This is a genomic window from Microbacterium sp. SD291 (genome assembly GCF_017355365.1).
GTDB lineage: Bacteria > Actinomycetota > Actinomycetes > Actinomycetales > Microbacteriaceae > Microbacterium.
In genome coordinates, this window is sequence record NZ_JADIJR010000003.1 from 112,172 (window position 1) to 128,583 (window position 16,412).

Sequence of the window (16,412 nt, forward strand, 5' to 3'; positions counted from 1 at the left end):
TGACTATTCCCCGAGCAGATCCAGCAGCGTCCTGAAGGCCGCGTCGACCGACTGCGCCCTGATCTGCGCACGATCCCCCGTGAACGCGAACGCCCGGCTCACGGATTTCTCCGGTGTGACGGCGCCGATGTGCACGGTGCCCACGGGCTGTCCGTCCGGCGAGTCGGGACCCGCGATGCCCGTCGTCGAGACGCCGACGTCGGCGTAGCGTCCGTCGACCGCGACGGCACCCCTGATCCCGTGCGCCATCTGCAGCGCGACCAGCGGATGCACCGGCCCGTGCGCCTCCAGCAGGCCGGCATCCACGCCGAGGAGCGTGTGCTTGACCGGCGTGGCGTATGCCACGACGCCGCCGAGCAGCACCGCGGATGCGCCGGAGACCGTCACCAGCTCGGCGCTGACCGCACCTCCGGTGAGCGACTCGGCTACGCCGAGCGTCCACCCGCGAGCGCCGAGAGCTGCGAGCAGATCGGCTGCCGCGCTCACGGCCGCTGCCGGGACCCGCGAACCTGGGCGACGATGTAGTCGACTCCGCTCGCGACGGTGAGCACGAGCACGGCGATCATGAGCACACCGGTGACCAGGACCCAGAGATCGAGCCCGATGAGCAGATACAGCGGCAGCAGCGCCCAGGAGAGGGCGACAGCCTGCACAGTGGTCTTGACCTTGCCCATCCACGCGGCCGCGACGACGTGCTCCTTCGCGACCATCAGCCGATGGACGGTGATGCCCCATTCGCGCACCAGGACGATCACGACGAGCCACCAGTTCAGCTCGCCGAGCACCGCCAGTCCGATGAATCCGGCGCCGGTGAGCAGCTTGTCGGCGATCGGATCCCACAGCTTGCCGAAGTCGCTGACGATGTCGAACCTGCGGGCGAGGTAGCCGTCGACCCAGTCGGTCGATATCGCGACGATGAAGAGGATGGCCGCGGCCCACCGGAGTCCGACGCTCTCCTCCCCGTAGGTCCCTCCGAGCAGCAGAAGGACGAAGAAGACGACGGCGAGCGGGATGCGGGCGACCGTGATCGCGTTGGGCAGCTGACGCGGGATGGCCATCAGTCGCGCCCCGTCAGTCCCCAGGCGTCTTCGTCACCCTCGGCCTCGACCTCCGGGAGGCCCTCGAACTGAGCCTCCACAGGATCGTGCGCCGGAGCAGCCGCCGCGGGTGCCGGGGTGCTCGGCGTGTCGCCGCGGAGCTTGGCCATGACCTGGGGCAGCTGCTCGGGCGTGGCGAGCACGTCACGCGCCTTCGATCCTTCGGACGGGCCGACGATCTCACGCGACTCGAGCAGATCCATCAGGCGCCCGGCCTTCGCGAACCCGACGCGGAGCTTGCGCTGCAGCATCGAGGTCGATCCGAACTGCGACGACACGATCAGCTCCGCCGCCGCAAGCAGGAGCTCGAGGTCGTCGCCGATGTCCTCGTCGACCTCCTTCTTCCTGGCCGGCTCCATGGCCTCCTGCACGTCAGAGCGGTACTCCGGTCGCGCCTGGCGGGTGACGTGCTTGACGACGGCGTCGATCTCCTTCTCGTCGACCCACGCGCCCTGCAGGCGGAACGGCTTCGACGAGCCCATCGGCGAGAACAGGGCGTCGCCCTGACCGATCAGCTTGTCGGCGCCAGGGCTGTCGAGGATGACGCGGCTGTCGGTGACGCTGGTCACGGCGAACGCGAGACGAGAGGGCACGTTCGCCTTGATCAGGCCGGTCACGACGTCGACGCTCGGACGCTGCGTCGCCAGCACCAGGTGGATGCCGGATGCGCGGGCGAGCTGGGTGATGCGCACGATCGAGTCCTCGACGTCGCGCGGGGCGACCATCATGAGGTCGGCGAGCTCGTCGACGACCACGAGGAGATAGGGGTACGGCTTGAGCACGCGCTCGCTGCCCACCGGAAGGTCCACCTCGCCGGCCCTGACCGCCCGGTTGAAGTCGTCGATGTGCCGGAAGCCGAACGACGCGAGGTCGTCGTACCTCATGTCCATCTCCTTCACGACCCACTGCAGCGCCTCGGCCGCCTTCTTCGGGTTCGTGATGATGGGCGTGATCAGGTGCGGCACGCCGGCGTAGCTGGTGAGCTCCACGCGCTTCGGGTCGATCAGCACCATCCGCACATCGGCGGGGCGGGCGCGCATGAGCAGGCTCGTGATCATCGAGTTCACGAAGCTGGACTTGCCCGAGCCGGTGGAACCCGCCACGAGCAGGTGGGGCATCTTGGCGAGGTTGGCGATCACGATGTTGCCGCCGACGTCCTTGCCGACGCCGATGGTCATCGGATGGGTGCTCTTCTGCGCCGCCTGCGACCGCAGCACGTCCCCGAGCGCCACCATCTCCTTGTCGGCGTTCGGGATCTCGATGCCGATAGCGCTCTTGCCGGGGATCGGCGAGAGGATGCGCACGTCGTTCGATGCGACGGCATAGGCGAAGTTGTTGCTGAGCTGCAGGATCTTCTCGACCTTGACGCCGTGGCCGACCTCGACCTCGTACTGGGTGACCGTCGGGCCCCGCGAGAAGCCGGTGACCTTCGCGTCGACCTTGAACTGCGTCAGCACGCTGGTGATCTGCTCGATCACCCGGTCGGTCGCCTCGGAGCGCATCACCGGCGCCGGGCCCTCGACGAGCAGGTCGGTCGGCGGCAGCAGGTACGGCGCGACGGGCGCCTGCGGCCCCCGCTCCCCCGGCCCCTCGGTGCCGAACCCGTCGAGCCCCGGGAGCTCGGGCATCTCGCCGGTGTCCGACTCGTCGTCGAGGAGCGCCGTGCTCTGCTGCTCCGCCAGCGCGTCCGTGACGGCGCGCACGTCCGACAGGACCTCGGTCGCGGCGTCGTACGGGTCGGCGACGATGACGGCCTGGTCGTAGGCGGGTGTCGCGTCGGCCGTGGTGAGGAGCGCCGTGATGTCGTCGGAGCCGAGGTTCCCCTCGTCCGGGTCCTCTTCGCGTCCGGTCTTGTTGCGACGCCACCAGGGCAGCACGTCCGGGTCGTCGACCTTGTCGGCGTCATCGACGGCGACGGCATCCTTCGCCGGCTTCTCCGGCCGCTCCGCGTCGAACATCCACGCGTACAGGTCGCCCAGTCGCTGCCCGATGCGGTTCGGCGGGGTCTTCGTGAGGATCAGGATGCTGAGCGCCGCGAGCAGCGCCAGCACGATGTAGGCGCCGACCGGCGTCAGGTACGACAGCGGCTCGCCGACCATCCAGCCGAAGAGACCGCCCGCCTCGCTGAGCGCGAGCATGCCCTGCTTCGGCTGCGCTCGCACCAGGTCACCGGACGAGTCCGCGTGCCCGGCTGCGATGTGGCAGAAACCGGCCAGCGTGAGGATGAACAGCCCGAAGCCGATGCCGATCCGCCCGTTGTCATGCACGGAGGACGGATGCCGGAACAGCCAGCCTGCGAGCAGCAGGAGCAGCACCGGCATCACGAAGGCGACGCGGCCGACGAGTCCCCCGACCGAGTAGGCGCTGATGTTCGCCGCGACCTCGTTGCCGATGAAGAACCACTCGTCCACCGCGCCGGCGGCGGCCAGCAGCACGAGCAGGAACGGGAAGCCGTCTCTGCGGTCGTCCTTCTCGAGGGTCTCCGGCCCGAACGCGCGGAAGAGCCCGCCGACGCCGTGAGCGAGGCCACCCCAGGCGCGAACCGCCACCGGGGGCCTGTCGATCTCGTCGATGTACTTCTTCGGCGCGGCCTGAGCCTTCGGCGCTGCCTGCCGCTTCGGGCGAGGCGAAGCGCTCTCGGACGCGCGCGCAGATCTCGTGGTGCTCCTGGCCATGCCCTCACGTTACGCCGAACAGCCGACGAAGCCGCGTAATGACGCGGCTTTCCGCGGATCCGGCGGTCTCAGGAGAGCCTGTGGACCATGGTGTCGCGCGCGGCCCCGGTCTCCACCACGGCAAATCCCTCAGACCGGTACAGGAGTCTCGCGAAGTTGTCCCGCTCCACACTCAGGCTGATCCGGGGATGCCCCCGTTCGCGCGCGTGCACGAGCAGCCGGCGCAGGAGCGTCCGGCCGACTCCGTGGGCGCGCCAGATCGGCTGGACGCCGATGATCAGCTCAGGCACCGCCGTGCCCACGAACCCGAAGCCGGGTTCGCTGCGCGGCAGCATCCGGTACCAGGCCGCACCGACCGGGAGTCCCTCTGCATCCACCGCGACGAAGCCGGCATCGGCAGGGCGCATCCACCCCGTGAGGTAGCGCCGGTGCTCGGCGTCGGCGAGGATCTCGTGCCGCACCCGCACGGAGCCCGCGCGCCAGTTGGCCGCCTCGACCACCATCTCGCCGAGGAAGCTCCCGTCTTCCTGCGTCGCAGGACGGATCTAGAAGGGCTCCGACATGCGAGGAGCCTAGGGCACGGCGATTACGGGGATGTGTCCCCCGGCTGTGAGCCGAGGGGTCACGCCTCGATCACGAGGGGGACGATCATCGGACGACGGCGCAGCTTCTGGTTGACCCAGCGGCCGATGGTGCGTCGCACGACCTGCGAGAGCGCGTGCGTGTCGTGCACGCCGTTGCCCGAGGCCTCCTTGAGAGCCGCGATGATCTTCGGCACCACGTCGTCGAACACCGAGTCGTCCTCGGCGATGCCGCGGGCGTGGATCTCCGGTCCGCTGATGATCCGGCCGGTGCCCGCGTCGACGACGACGATCACCGAGACGAACCCCTCCTCGCCCAGGATCCGGCGATCCTTGAGGTCGGCATCCGTGATCTCGCCGACGGTGGAGCCGTCGACGTACACGAAGCCGAGGTCCAGCTGCCCTACGACGCGCGCCTCGCCGTCGTTGAGGTCGATCACGGTGCCGTTGGATCCGATGAACGTCCGCTCGGCCGGGATCCCGGTGTCCTGCGCGAGCCTGGCGTTGGCCATCAGGTGACGGTACTCGCCGTGCACGGGGAGCACGTTCTTGGGCTTCAGGATGTTGTAGCAGTAGATCAGCTCGCCTGCCGCGGCGTGACCGGAGACGTGCACCTTGGCGTTCGCCTTGTGCACGACGTTCGCGCCGAGCTTCGTGAGACCGTCGATCACGCGGTAGACCGCGTTCTCGTTGCCGGGGATGAGGCTGGACGCCAGGATCACCGTGTCGCCGGGACCTGGCTCGATCGCGTGGTCGAGGTTGGCCATCCGGCTGAGCACTGCCATCGGCTCGCCCTGTGACCCGGTGGACATGTAGACGATCTGATCGTCAGGAAGGTCGCGCGCCTTCTTGTAGTCGATGAGCAGCCCCTCGGGCACCTTCAGATAGCCGAGGTCCTCGGCGATCGTCATGTTGCGCAGCATGCTGCGACCGAGGAGGGCCACGCGGCGGCCGTGCGCCGCGGCGGCATCCAGAACCTGCTGCACCCGGTGCACGTGGCTGGAGAAGCTCGCGACGATCACCCGGCGGGGTGCCTTCCCGATCACCTGGTCCAGGACAGGGCCGATCGACCGCTCGGTGGGGGTGAAGCCCGGCACGTCGGCGTTCGTGGAGTCGACCAGGAAGAGGTCGACTCCTTCTTCGCCGAGGCGCGAGAACGCGCGGAGGTCGGTGATCCGGCCGTCGAGCGGCAACTGGTCCATCTTGAAGTCGCCGGTGGCGAGCACCATGCCGGCGGGCGTCCGGATCGCGACGGCGAGGGCGTCCGGGATCGAGTGGTTGACCGCGACGAACTCGAGGTCGAACGGGCCGACCTGCTCGCGCTGCCCCTCCTTCACCGTGAGCGTGAAGGCCTTGATCCGGTGCTCCTTGAGCTTCGCCTCGACGAGCGCGAGCGTGAGCCCGGAACCGATCAGCGGGATGTCGCTCTTCAGCCGGAGCAGGTATGGCACTGCGCCGATGTGGTCCTCGTGGCCGTGTGTGAGGACCACGCCGACGATGTCGTCCAGACGGTTCTTGATCGGCTCGAAGTCGGGCAGGATCAGGTCGACGCCGGGCTGGTGCTCCTCCGGGAAGAGGACGCCGCAGTCGACGATCAGGATCTTCCCGGCGAACTCGAACATCGTCATGTTCCGGCCGATCTCGCCGAGGCCGCCGAGCGGCGTGACGCGCAGGGTCCCCTCTTCGAGCGCTGCGGGATCTGCGATGGGGAATGACATGCGGTCTCCTCAGTCGGACGCTTCTGGCGTCCGTTCGTTCATGGTGACGCGAGTCGGCGTCCTCTGTCTCAGCGCGTCGTGCCGTGCACCTTGGGCAGGGCACCGCCGGCGGCCGCGTTGCGGTCGGGGCGGAAGTTGGAGAAGTCGGCACCGGGAACGTCCTTGACGAGGGCGAGCTCGTCCTCGATGAGCGCGGCCTCCCATTCCTCAGGGCCGACGAGCGGGAGCCGGACGCGCGGGCTCGAGATGCGCCCGAGTCCGTGCAGGATGTACTTCGCCGCCACTGTGCCCGGCACGTGCGTCATCGCCGCGCGCACGAGCGGCTCGAGGCGCTTGTGCTCTGCCGTCGCGGTGGCGAGGTCGCCGCGGTTCACGGCGTCGACGATCGTGCGGTACGGGGCCGCCGTGATGTTCGCGGTGACGCCGATGAGACCGGTCGCGCCGATCGCGAGATGCGGGAGCACGTTCGCGTCGTCACCGGAGAAGTACATCAGATCGGTCTGGTTGAGCACGCGGCTCACCTCGGAGAAGTCGCCCTTGGCGTCCTTCACGGCGAGGATGTTCGGGTGCTTCGCGAGCCGCAGGATCGTCTCGTACATGATCGGCACGCCGGTGCGGCCGGGGATGTCGTAGAGGATCACCGGAAGGTCGGTGGCGTCGGCCACGAGCCGGAAGTGCGTGAGGATGCCGGCCTGGGTCGGCTTGTTGTAGTACGGCGTCACGATCATGATGCCGTCGGCGCCGGCCTTCTCGCTGGCCTTGTAGAGCTCGATCGCGTGCGCCGTCTCATTCGAGCCGCCGCCGGTGATGATCTTCGCGCGACCCGCCGAGACGGATTTGCCGACCTCGACGAGCTTGAGCTTCTCGGGGTCCGTCAGGGTAGAGGTCTCGCCGGTCGTTCCCGTCACGACGACGCCGTCAGCACCTGCGGTGATGACGTCGTCGATGTGCTTCTCGACGGCGGGCCAGTCGACTTCGCCGTCGGCCGTCATCGGAGTGACGAGCGCGACGAGAACCTGTCCGAAGGGGTTGCCCGAGTGCGTCATGCCTCCAGCGTATCGGTTCGGATGCCGCTCACCCAGACGCAGTGGCGCCTGTGACGACTCACGACGGCGAGGGCGCGCAGGCCTCAGACCCGTCCGCGTCGTGCGACGCGTGAGCTCAGCGACGGAGGGACGATGCCGGAGAGCCCGACGAGGAGCCTGTAGCGCAGTGACGGGATCGAGACGGCCCTGCCTCGTGCGGCATCACGCAGGCCAGCACGCACCACGTCCGCAGCGTCCAGCCACATGAACCCCGGCACGCCCTCATGCCCCGGGGCCAGGCCCATGCGCTCGTGGAAGGTCGTGTGGGTGAACCCGGGGCAGAGCGCCGTCACGGTGACGCCGTCACGGGAGTACTCGGCGTTCGCCCAGCGGCTGAAGCCGATCACCCAGCCCTTGCATGCCGAGTAGGTCGAGCGGGAGATGAAGCCGGCGACGGAGGCGACGTTGATGATCCGCCCTCCGCGACCGCGCATCGTCTGCAGCGCCGCGTGCATGAGCCGCATCGGCGCCTCGACGTGGACGCGAAGATGGCGCGCCTCCTCGGCGATGTCGTTGTCGGCGAACTGCAGCGGGAGGCCGAACCCGGCGTTGTTCACGAGGAGGTCGATCGGGTCGGAAGCGTCTCGAAGCCGCTCGGCGACGCGCTCGACGTCGCCCTCGAGCGCGAGATCGGCCGGCAGCACCTCGACGGCGACGCCGTGGTCGCTGCGGATGCCAGAAGCCACCTCCTCGAGCGCCTCGGCCGACCGTGCGACCAGCACCAGATCGGCACCGCGCCGCGCGAGCGTGCGTGCGAACTCGGCACCGAGGCCCGCACTGGCGCCGGTGATCAGTGCTGTCGGCATCTCAGCGCTCGTATCCGAGGAACCGATGGCGGACGCCGCTTCTGGAGGTCTGCCACTCCCCCTCGTCGACCAGGCGCCATCCTGCCTTGGACGGCGCGTATGCGTCGCCCGCGACGTCGAGGTCGAGCTCGGTGACCTCGAGCCGGTCGGCCTCGCCGATCACCTGACGGAAGATCTCCGCGCCGCCGATGATCCAGACCTTCTCCAGCCCGCGGACGGCCTCAGCCACGTTCGCGGCACGCCGCGCACCGTCGGCCGCCCAGTCCTGCTGGCGCGTGATGACGATGTTCTCGCGTCCGGCGAGCGGGCGGAAGCGGTCAGGAAGGGAGTCCCAGGTCTTGCGTCCCATCACGATCGGCGCTCCGATCGTGACCTCCTTGAAGTGCGCGAGGTCCTCCGGCACATGCCACGGCATCCCTCCCTCTGCGCCGATGACCCCGCCGTGCGCCTCGGCCCAGATCAGTCCGACCCAGGTCATACCGCCACCGCCGCGCGGATCGGGGCGTGATGCTGATAGTCCTCGACGATGAAGTCGTCGTAGCGGTAGTCGAGGATCGACTCGGGCGTGCGGGCGAAGCGCAGCTTCGGGTACGGGAACGGGTCTCGCGTCAGCTGCTCGCGCACCTGCTCGATGTGGTTGTCGTAGATGTGGCAGTCGCCGCCCGTCCAGACGAAGTCACCCGGCTCGAGCCCGACCTGCTGCGCGATCATCATCGTCAGCAGCGCGTAGGACGCGATGTTGAACGGGACGCCGAGGAACAGGTCGGCGCTGCGCTGGTACAGCTGGCAGGAGAGCCGGCCGTCTGCGACGTAGAACTGGAAGAGCGCGTGGCACGGAGCCAGCGCCATGTCGGGGATGTCGGCGGGGTTCCAGGCGGACACGATGAGCCGACGCGAGTCGGGAGTCTGCCGGATCTGCTCGATGACCTCGGACAACTGGTCGATGCTCTCCCCGTCGGGGGTCGGCCAGGATCGCCACTGCACCCCGTAGACGGGGCCGAGGTCGCCGGACTCATCGGCCCACTCGTCCCAGATGGTCACGCCGTTCTCCTGCAGCCAGCGCACGTTGGAGGAGCCGCGGAGGAACCAGAGCAGCTCGTACGCGATCGACTTGAAGTGCACGCGCTTCGTCGTGATCAGCGGGAAGCCCTGGGAAAGATCGAAGCGGATCTGCCGGCCGAAGACGCTGGTCGTCCCCGTTCCGGTGCGATCCGACTTGTGCGTGCCGGTCTCCAGCACGTCACGGAGCAGGTCTTCATACGGCGTCGGGACGGCTGCGCTCATGACTGCCAGACTACCCGGCGCCGACGGCATCCGGCCGTTCGTCATCATGTGAAACATCGGCCCCGGCATCTCTCCGCCGGACGTACTCTCGACCCATGTCGCCCGTACTCGCCCTGTCCTTCGCCGCAGCGCTCCTGGTGCTGGCAGTGGTGGCCGGCGTGGTTCTGCGGCTCCTCGACGGCCGGCGAAGGGGCGGCGGTCACCTCCGGTTCGATCCGGCGGACGCCTCGGCCACAGTGCTCGGAGAGCGGGCGACCCTCGTGCAGTTCAGCACCGAGATGTGCGCGCGCTGCCCTCAGGTGAGGCGGATGCTGAACGACTACGCCTCCGATCATGACGGGCTCGCCCACGTCGAGGTCGATCTGACGCACCGCCCCGAGCTCTCGGCCAGGTACAGGGTGCTGTCGACCCCCACCACGTTCGTCGTCGACGGCTCCGGCGCCGTGCGCGCACGTTTTCACGGCGTGCCGCACCGGCACGCCCTCACCGAGGCACTCGCAGCCGTCTGAGCCGCGAAGACTGGAGCAGAGATGACCCCTCCCGCCGGCATCGACCCACGCGGCCCGCGCTTCGCGGCCACGATCACCGCGATCCTGCTGCTGTTCGCGACGTTCCTCGCGCTGATCGGGAGTTCGGCGAATGCGGCCTCCGCTTCCCTCGCGCAGCGAGTCCTCGACCCCGGGTTCCTTCTCGCGGTCGTGATCGCTGCGCTCTTCCTCTGGAGCGTGACCTCCCCCGCGACCGCACCGTGGGGTGCGCTGTTCCGCAGCGCGATCCGCCCGCGCCTCACGCCGCCGGACGAGCTCGAGGACCCGCGTCCGCCGCGCTTCGCCCAGGGTGTGGGGCTTCTCGTCGTCGGAATCGGCATCGTCCTGCACCTGATCGGCGTCCCGTGGGCGCTGCCGATCGCGACGGCCGCGGCCTTCATCGCCGCGTTCCTGAACGCCGCATTCGCGTTCTGCCTCGGCTGCCAGATCTACCTGCTGCTGCAGCGAGCGGGGATCGTCGGGCGCGACACCTCGGCGGCCTGACGGTTCCGCGGCGCCACAGCCGTCGGTAGGCTGGCGGGACGCGACGCTGCGCACCGGCAGCGCGAGAACTCGGAGGAACCATGCCTGTCACCAGTGAAGCCGCAGCCACCTGGACCGGATCGCTCTTCGAGGGGTCGGGAACCGTCGCGTTCTCGTCATCGAACCTCGGCACCTTCCCGATCAACTGGAAGGCGCGCAGCGAGGGCAGCGAAACCACGACCACCCCTGAGGAGCTCATCGCCGCCGCGCACGCCTCCTGCTTCAGCATGGCGTTCTCTCTCGCGCTGGCCGAGAACGGCACTCCGCCGGAGAGCCTCAACACGAGCGCGTCCGTGACGTTCAAGCCCGGTACCGGCATCACCGGCAGCCACCTCAACGTGAACGCCGTCGTCCCCGGCATCTCTCCGGAGAAGTTCCAGGAGCTCGCTGAGGGCGCGAAGGCGGGCTGCCCCGTGTCGCAGGCGCTGTCGATCGAGATCACTCTCGAGGCGACGCTCGCCTGAGCTCAGCGGCGTGCGCGTGCGAGGCTGATCGCCTCGCGGATGCTGGCGCGGGCGTCCTTGCGACGCCCCGCCGCATCCTGCACGACGCCGAGCCGATAGCGCGCGCGCCAGTCCGCAGGCGCGGCATGCGCCTCCGCCGTGTACCGGGAGACCAGCGGGCCGGCATCGGCGCGCGCGATCCTGCCGCTCGGTGTGAGCTCCGTCTCGACCGGCGGCATCCCGCCCTCATCGTCGAGCGTGCGGCCGAGCCGGTCGGCCGCGAAGCCGAACTGCATCTCGCGGATCAGCGCCCACGCCCCCAGGGGTGCGAGCACGATCAGCGCGACGCCCATTCCGATCGACACCGGTGTGCCCACCGCGATGAACATCACCGCGAGCCAGACCACCACGGCGAGATAGACCAGCAGGGCGGCGCCCATCAGGGCGACGCCGATGCGCGACATCACGAGCGGATGCCGATGTCGATCATGTTCTCCAGCCCCACCACGACGCCCTCGGCGCTCAGCGCGTAGGGCACCGCCAGCCGGATGCCGGGCGCATAGGCGAGCGCCGGCTCGATCGTGTCGTGCGTGAACGTCAGCGACTCGCCGGGGCCTGACAGGATGACGTCCTGCCTGGCGACGACGCCGGGGCGGCGCAGCGAGTGGATCGGCACGCTGCCGACCTGCTGGCCACGTGCCCGCTGATCCGCGTGCGGCGCGCTCACCGGTCCCTGCTCCGCACGGGCGGCCGCGATCAGCTCGGCAGTGCGCACCGCGGTGCCGCTCGGCGAGTCGATCTTCGTCTCGCGATGCGCCTCGATGATCTCGGCTGATCCGAAGAAGGGGGCGGCCGCCGCGGCCAGCGCCGAGCCGAGGACCGAGCCGAGCGAGAAGTTCGGGATGAACACGGCGCCGGTGCCGGCGGCCTCGACGAGCGGCCGCATGAGCGCGATGCGCTCGGCCGACCAGCCGGAGGTCGCGACGAGCACGTTGATGCCGCGTTCGATCGCGGCGCGGACCACTTCGATGCTGACCTGCGGCGTCGTGGCGTCGACGACGAGCTCCGCGCCGTCGAGCTCTGACATCTCGCTCGACGAGCTGAGGACCCTGCTCACCTCGAAGCCGTCGAGTTCGTCGATCACCGCGTGGATGATCGAGCCGAGCTTCCCGGTCCCGCCGACGAGGGCTACCTGCGTGGTCATGCATCCAGTCTATTTCGCGGGCGGAGCGCCGAGACGCGCCGCGCGGCGGTCGGTGCGACTCAGACGGGCATGCCGTCGGGGATGCCCGTGCGCAGCTCGACCGGCAGGTGACCCGTGTCGTTGTGGGTCAGGAGCGTCCACGGACGCCCCTGCTTCTGCGCGATCACGCTGAGCCCGCAGTGCGCCTGATTCAGCGTCATCCAGCGCCACTCCGGCGCGCCGAGCACCTCGCGGACGAACCAGGAGATCACGAAGTTGTGAGTGATGAGCACCTCGTGCACGTCGCCGGTCTTGCGCACCAGGAACTCGTTCACCGCGTCGGCCATCTGGGCGCGGCCGGCCTCGATCTCGGCCTCGGTGATCGACCCGAAGAACGGCTCGAAGGCCGCAGGGGTGTCTTCGGTCATCCCGGTGGGCACGCAGTCGAAGAGCAGCGCCGTCGGCTCCGGGTCGACGGAGGGAAGGCGCGCCGCGACCGCACGCGCGGTCTCGTTCGCGCGCAGCAGCGGCGAATGCCAGACCGCGTTCAGCGGGAGCCCGGAGAGCCGGTCGGCGATCAGCTCGGCCTGACGCTGCCCCCGCGGTGAGAGGGGTCCGTCGGCGAGGCCGTGCTCGGCATCCTGATGTTCACCGTGTCTGACCAGATATATGTAGTGCGTCACAACTCGCTCGCTTCATCGCCAGCATCCGCCGGGCTTCACTCCACCCTATGACAGGTATGTGACAGGCGCGTGACGACGCTCAGTTGCCGGCGCGGGTGAGCTCGGCGATCTGCGTGCGCGACAGCGTGACGCCCGCGCCCTGCATCAGCTCGTCGACGTGCTCGGTCGCGAAGGTGTTCACGATGGGAGCGGCGATCGTGCGCTGCGCGAGCAGCCACGCGATCGAGACGGCGGCGACGGGCACGACGAGTTCGGCGGCGACCTGGTCGAGCGCACGGAGGATCTTGATCCCCCGGCGGTTGAGGTGCCCGCGCAGCTGATCACCGCGCACTCCCCGCTGCGTCTCCGCCTTACGCCGATGGCGCCCGGAGAGGAAGCCGTGCTCCAGCGCGTGCGACGGGGTGACCGCGAGGTTCTGCGCGCCGGCGACCAGCCGCAGGTCTCCCTCGAACGGCTGCCGCCGGATCAGGTTGTATGGCGCGTCGATGACCTCGATGCGCGGGTAACCGGCCGAGGCCAGGATCCGCCCCTCGACGAGTCGCTCAGGGGCGAACCCGAACGCGCCCACCGAGCCGACCTTGCCCGCCTCGACCAGCCACTCCACAGTGGCGAGGCTGTCTTCGAGGTTGGTGGTGGCGTCGAGGGTGGCGTCGAGGTACAGGACGTCGATCCGATCGACTCCGAGCCGGGTGAGCGAGCCCTCCACGGCACGGACGAGATTCACCGATCCGAGGCCGGGGTTGTCTGCGTGCGCGCCGATGCGGACGCTGAGAAGGGTCCGGTCGCGCTGGCCGCGCGAGCGCAGCCACTGGCCGATGATGTGCTCGCTGCGGCCGCCGGAGAAGCCGTCTGCGGTGTGGATCGCGTTGCCGCCGAACTCGACGTACCGGTCGAGGATGCCGTGGCTGGTCTCGAGATCGACGTTCCAGCCGAATTCGGCGGCGCCGAGCATGAGCGGGAAGGTCTCGAGTCCGGTCTCGCCGAGCGGGACGCGGATGCTCTCTCCGACGCCGGGTCCGACGATCGGGATGGGTGCGGACGGATGCTCGCTGGCCCCGGTCTGCGCGCGCTCTGCCGACGCTCCTGCGCCTACGCCGAACAACCGCATTTCCTCACCCCCGCGATGATCGGGTTCGTCCCGATCTGCGTCACTGCCTGTTTCTGCACCCCCCGGTGCGTACTTCGAGGGTAAGCGACATCCGCGAGTGCTCTGACCAATCCGCGGAACGGCGCGGAAACTTCGCGTAACGGTTTGGTCACATCGGATACGACGGAACCCGGGCCCGTCCTGTGCGGACGGACCCGGGTTCCGGTTCGAGCGTGATGCCTACTCGGCGACGGCTTCCTCGGCGGGAGCTGCCTCGGCGGCGGGCGCCTCGTCGATGACCGGCTCGAGCGACAGCTTGCCGCGGTCGTCGATCTTCGTGATCTTCACGAGGATCTTCTGGCCGACCGAGAGCACGTCCTCGACGTTCTCGACGCGCTTGCCACCGGCGAGCTTGCGCACCTCGGTGACGTGCAGCAGGCCGTCCTTGCCCGGGAGCAGCGAGACGAACGCACCGAAGGTGGCGATCTTCACGACGGTGCCGAGGAACTGCTCGCCGACCTCGGGGTTGGTCGGGTTGGCGATCGCGTTGACCTGGGCGCGGGCGGCCTCGGCCGAGGGGCCGTCGGTCGCGCCGATGTAGACGGTGCCGTCCTCCTCGATGGAGATCTGCGCGCCGGTCTCGTCCTGGATCGCGTTGATCGTCTTGCCCTTCGGGCCGATCAGCTCGCCGATCTTGTCGACCGGGATCTGCACGCTGATGACGCGAGGCGCGGTCGGCGCCATCTCGTCGGGAGCGTCGATCGCGGCGTTCAGGACGTTGAGGATCGTCAGACGAGCGTCGCGCGCCTGAGTCAGGGCGCCCGCGAGCACAGACGACGGGATGCCGTCGAGCTTCGTGTCCAGCTGGATGGCCGTGACGAACTCGCTGGTTCCGGCGACCTTGAAGTCCATGTCGCCGAGAGCGTCCTCCGCACCCAGGATGTCGGTCAGAGCCGCGTAGCGGGTCTCACCGTCGACCTCGTCGGAGACGAGACCCATCGCGATGCCGGCCACGGCTGCGCGCAGCGGAACGCCGGCGTTGAGCAGCGACAGCGTCGATGCGCAGACCGAGCCCATCGAGGTGGAGCCGTTGGAGCTGAGAGCCTCGGACACCTGACGGATCGCGTACGGGAACTCCTCGCGGCTCGGCAGCACCGGCACGAGTGCGCGCTCGGCGAGGAAGCCGTGCCCGATCTCGCGACGCTTCGGCGAGCCCACGCGGCCGGTCTCACCGGTCGAGTAGGGCGGGAAGTTGTAGTGGTGCATGTACCGCTTGCTCGTCGTGGGCGACAGCGAGTCGATCTGCTGCTCCATCTTGAGCATGTTCAGCGTGGTGACGCCCATGATCTGGGTCTCGCCGCGCTGGAAGATCGCGGAGCCGTGCACGCGCGGGATGACCTGCACCTCGGCGTCGAGCGGGCGGATGTCCGCCAGTCCGCGACCGTCGATGCGGACGCCGTCGGTGAGGATGCGTCCGCGGACGATCTTCTTGGTCACCGACTTGTACGCGGCGGAGAACTCCAGCGGAGCGCCGGCGGGCAGGTGCCCCGCCTCGACGGCCTCGATGAGCTGGGCGCGGACACGGTCCTTGACCGCGTCATCCGCGCTCTGGCGCTCCTTCTTGTCAGCGATCTGGAAGACGCCGACGAGGTCGTCGTACGAGCGCCCGGCGACGAAGTCGTAGACCTCGCTGCTGTACGCCGGGAAGACGGGGTAGACGCCCGGCTCCTTCGACGAGGTCGCCGCAAGCTCCGCCTGAGCCTTCACCAGCTGCGCGATGAACGGCTTCGAGGCCTCGAGGCCCTGGGCCACGATGTCCTCGTTCGGCTTGGTGGCGCCGGCCTTGATCAGGTTCCAGCTGCCCTCGGTCGCCTCGGCCTCGACCATCATGATCGCGACGTCCTCGGAGCCGTCGGCCTTGGTCACGACGCGACCTGCGACGATGAGGTCGAACACGGCCTCCGAGACCTGCTCGGCGGTCGGGAACGCGACCCACTGGTCGGCGTTCTCGCCGTGACCCGGGATGAACGCCAGGCGGACGCCGGCGATCGGGCCGGAGAACGGCAGACCGGAGATCTGGGTCGAGGCGGATGCCGCGTTGATCGCGAGGGCGTCGTAGTACTCGCCCGGAGCGATCGACAGGACGGTGATGACGATCTGGACCTCGTTGCGCAGGCCCTCGACGAACGACGGACGCAGCGGACGGTCGATCAGACGGCAGACCAGGATCGCCTCGGTGGAGGGACGGCCCTCGCGACGGAAGAACGAGCCGGGGATCTTGCCGGCGGCGTAGGAGCGCTCCTCGACATCCACGGTCAGCGGGAAGAAGTCGAAGCCCTCACGCGGGCTCTTGCTCGCGCTGGTGGCGGAGAGAAGCATGGTCTCGCCGTCGAGGTAGGCCGCGACGGAACCCTGCGCCTGCTGAGCAAGGCGGCCGGTCTCGAAGCGGATGGTGCGGGTGCCGAAGCGGCCGTTGTCGAGAACGGCCTCGGTGGCGGTGATTTCAGGACCTTCCAAGAGGTCTCTCCTTCTTTGTTTAGACTCGCGAATCCGTGTGACGCGCGAGCGTGTTCAAGAGGAGCGGAACGGCGGGGTTCGGGCGCGCGGGCAATCCCGCGAATGTCGCCTGCGCTGGCCACCGGTGGAAAGCCACCCGACATCCGATGCCGAGGAACCCACCACAGGGGACCAGCTTCTCCG

Annotated in this window: 17 protein-coding genes; 3 read left to right on the plus strand and 14 right to left on the minus strand. The window is 69.1% G+C overall.

Annotated elements, in window-relative coordinates; genetic code table 11:
• Window positions 1-3: 3 nt before the first annotated feature.
• The 9 genes from IPV10_RS03030 to IPV10_RS03070 all read right to left on the minus strand — a co-directional run bounded on the left by IPV10_RS03030 (window position 4) and on the right by IPV10_RS03070 (window position 9,246).
• Entirely contained in the window at window positions 4-486 is a 483-nt protein-coding gene (locus tag IPV10_RS03030) for a CinA family protein (protein ID WP_207480267.1), read from the minus strand.
• Window positions 483-1,058: a CDP-diacylglycerol--glycerol-3-phosphate 3-phosphatidyltransferase gene (gene pgsA, locus IPV10_RS03035; protein WP_207480269.1), complete on the minus strand. Its 576-nt coding sequence runs from the start codon at window positions 1,056-1,058 to the stop codon at window positions 483-485. The genes IPV10_RS03030 and pgsA overlap by 4 nt, the downstream gene beginning before the upstream one ends.
• Window positions 1,058-3,772, minus strand: coding sequence for a DNA translocase FtsK (locus tag IPV10_RS03040; protein ID WP_207480271.1), 2,715 nt, complete (start codon window positions 3,770-3,772; stop codon window positions 1,058-1,060). Before IPV10_RS03040 ends, pgsA begins: the two co-directional genes overlap by 1 nt.
• 68 nt (window positions 3,773-3,840) lie before the next feature.
• On the minus strand, window positions 3,841-4,275 hold the full coding sequence (locus tag IPV10_RS03045; protein WP_207480273.1) for a GNAT family N-acetyltransferase: 435 nt from the start codon (window positions 4,273-4,275) through the stop codon (window positions 3,841-3,843).
• A 119-nt stretch (window positions 4,276-4,394) separates the two neighbouring features.
• On the minus strand, window positions 4,395-6,071 hold the full coding sequence (locus IPV10_RS03050) for a ribonuclease J (protein WP_207480275.1): 1,677 nt from the start codon (window positions 6,069-6,071) through the stop codon (window positions 4,395-4,397).
• A 68-nt stretch (window positions 6,072-6,139) separates the two neighbouring features.
• A complete protein-coding gene (gene dapA / locus IPV10_RS03055) occupies window positions 6,140-7,117 on the minus strand; it encodes a 4-hydroxy-tetrahydrodipicolinate synthase (protein ID WP_207480277.1) in 978 nt (325 codons plus the stop codon).
• Between the two features lie 83 nt (window positions 7,118-7,200).
• On the minus strand, window positions 7,201-7,962 hold the full coding sequence (locus IPV10_RS03060; protein WP_207480279.1) for an SDR family oxidoreductase: 762 nt from the start codon (window positions 7,960-7,962) through the stop codon (window positions 7,201-7,203).
• Window position 7,963: 1 nt separating this feature from the next.
• Complete coding sequence (locus IPV10_RS03065; protein ID WP_207480281.1) at window positions 7,964-8,440, minus strand: dihydrofolate reductase; 477 nt, start codon at window positions 8,438-8,440, stop codon at window positions 7,964-7,966.
• Window positions 8,437-9,246 carry a thymidylate synthase gene (locus IPV10_RS03070; protein WP_207480283.1) on the minus strand — a complete coding sequence of 270 codons (810 nt, stop codon included), beginning with the start codon at window positions 9,244-9,246 and terminating at the stop codon, window positions 8,437-8,439. Before IPV10_RS03070 ends, IPV10_RS03065 begins: the two co-directional genes overlap by 4 nt.
• A gap of 95 nt (window positions 9,247-9,341) precedes the next feature.
• On the opposite strand from IPV10_RS03070, the gene IPV10_RS03075 reads away from it, so the two are divergent.
• The 3 genes from IPV10_RS03075 (at window position 9,342) to IPV10_RS03085 (ending at window position 10,780) form a co-directional block, all read left to right on the plus strand.
• The gene (locus tag IPV10_RS03075) at window positions 9,342-9,755 is read left to right on the plus strand and encodes a thioredoxin family protein (protein ID WP_207480285.1); all 414 of its coding nucleotides are present in this window, start codon (window positions 9,342-9,344) and stop codon (window positions 9,753-9,755) included.
• A gap of 21 nt (window positions 9,756-9,776) precedes the next feature.
• The gene (locus IPV10_RS03080) at window positions 9,777-10,277 is read left to right on the plus strand and encodes a DUF4395 domain-containing protein (RefSeq protein ID WP_207480287.1); all 501 of its coding nucleotides are present in this window, start codon (window positions 9,777-9,779) and stop codon (window positions 10,275-10,277) included.
• An 80-nt stretch (window positions 10,278-10,357) separates the two neighbouring features.
• Window positions 10,358-10,780: an OsmC family peroxiredoxin gene (locus IPV10_RS03085; protein ID WP_207480302.1), complete on the plus strand. Its 423-nt coding sequence runs from the start codon at window positions 10,358-10,360 to the stop codon at window positions 10,778-10,780.
• A 2-nt stretch (window positions 10,781-10,782) separates the two neighbouring features.
• Here the strand turns inward: IPV10_RS03085 and IPV10_RS03090 are convergent, their stop codons facing one another.
• The 5 genes from IPV10_RS03090 to IPV10_RS03110 all read right to left on the minus strand — a co-directional run bounded on the left by IPV10_RS03090 (window position 10,783) and on the right by IPV10_RS03110 (window position 16,229).
• Window positions 10,783-11,223 (minus strand): hypothetical protein, encoded by a 441-nt coding sequence (locus IPV10_RS03090; protein ID WP_207480304.1) that lies wholly within the window; start codon window positions 11,221-11,223, stop codon window positions 10,783-10,785.
• Complete coding sequence (gene dapB / locus IPV10_RS03095) at window positions 11,223-11,963, minus strand: 4-hydroxy-tetrahydrodipicolinate reductase (RefSeq protein WP_207480306.1); 741 nt, start codon at window positions 11,961-11,963, stop codon at window positions 11,223-11,225. The genes IPV10_RS03090 and dapB overlap by 1 nt, the downstream gene beginning before the upstream one ends.
• 59 nt (window positions 11,964-12,022) lie before the next feature.
• A complete protein-coding gene (locus tag IPV10_RS03100) occupies window positions 12,023-12,625 on the minus strand; it encodes a histidine phosphatase family protein (RefSeq protein ID WP_207480308.1) in 603 nt (200 codons plus the stop codon).
• Between the two features lie 79 nt (window positions 12,626-12,704).
• Entirely contained in the window at window positions 12,705-13,733 is a 1,029-nt protein-coding gene (locus tag IPV10_RS03105; RefSeq protein ID WP_207480310.1) for an aldo/keto reductase, read from the minus strand.
• Between the two features lie 219 nt (window positions 13,734-13,952).
• Window positions 13,953-16,229, minus strand: a complete 2,277-nt coding sequence (locus tag IPV10_RS03110) for a polyribonucleotide nucleotidyltransferase (RefSeq protein WP_207480313.1) — start codon at window positions 16,227-16,229, stop codon at window positions 13,953-13,955.
• Window positions 16,230-16,412 lie beyond the last annotated feature (183 nt).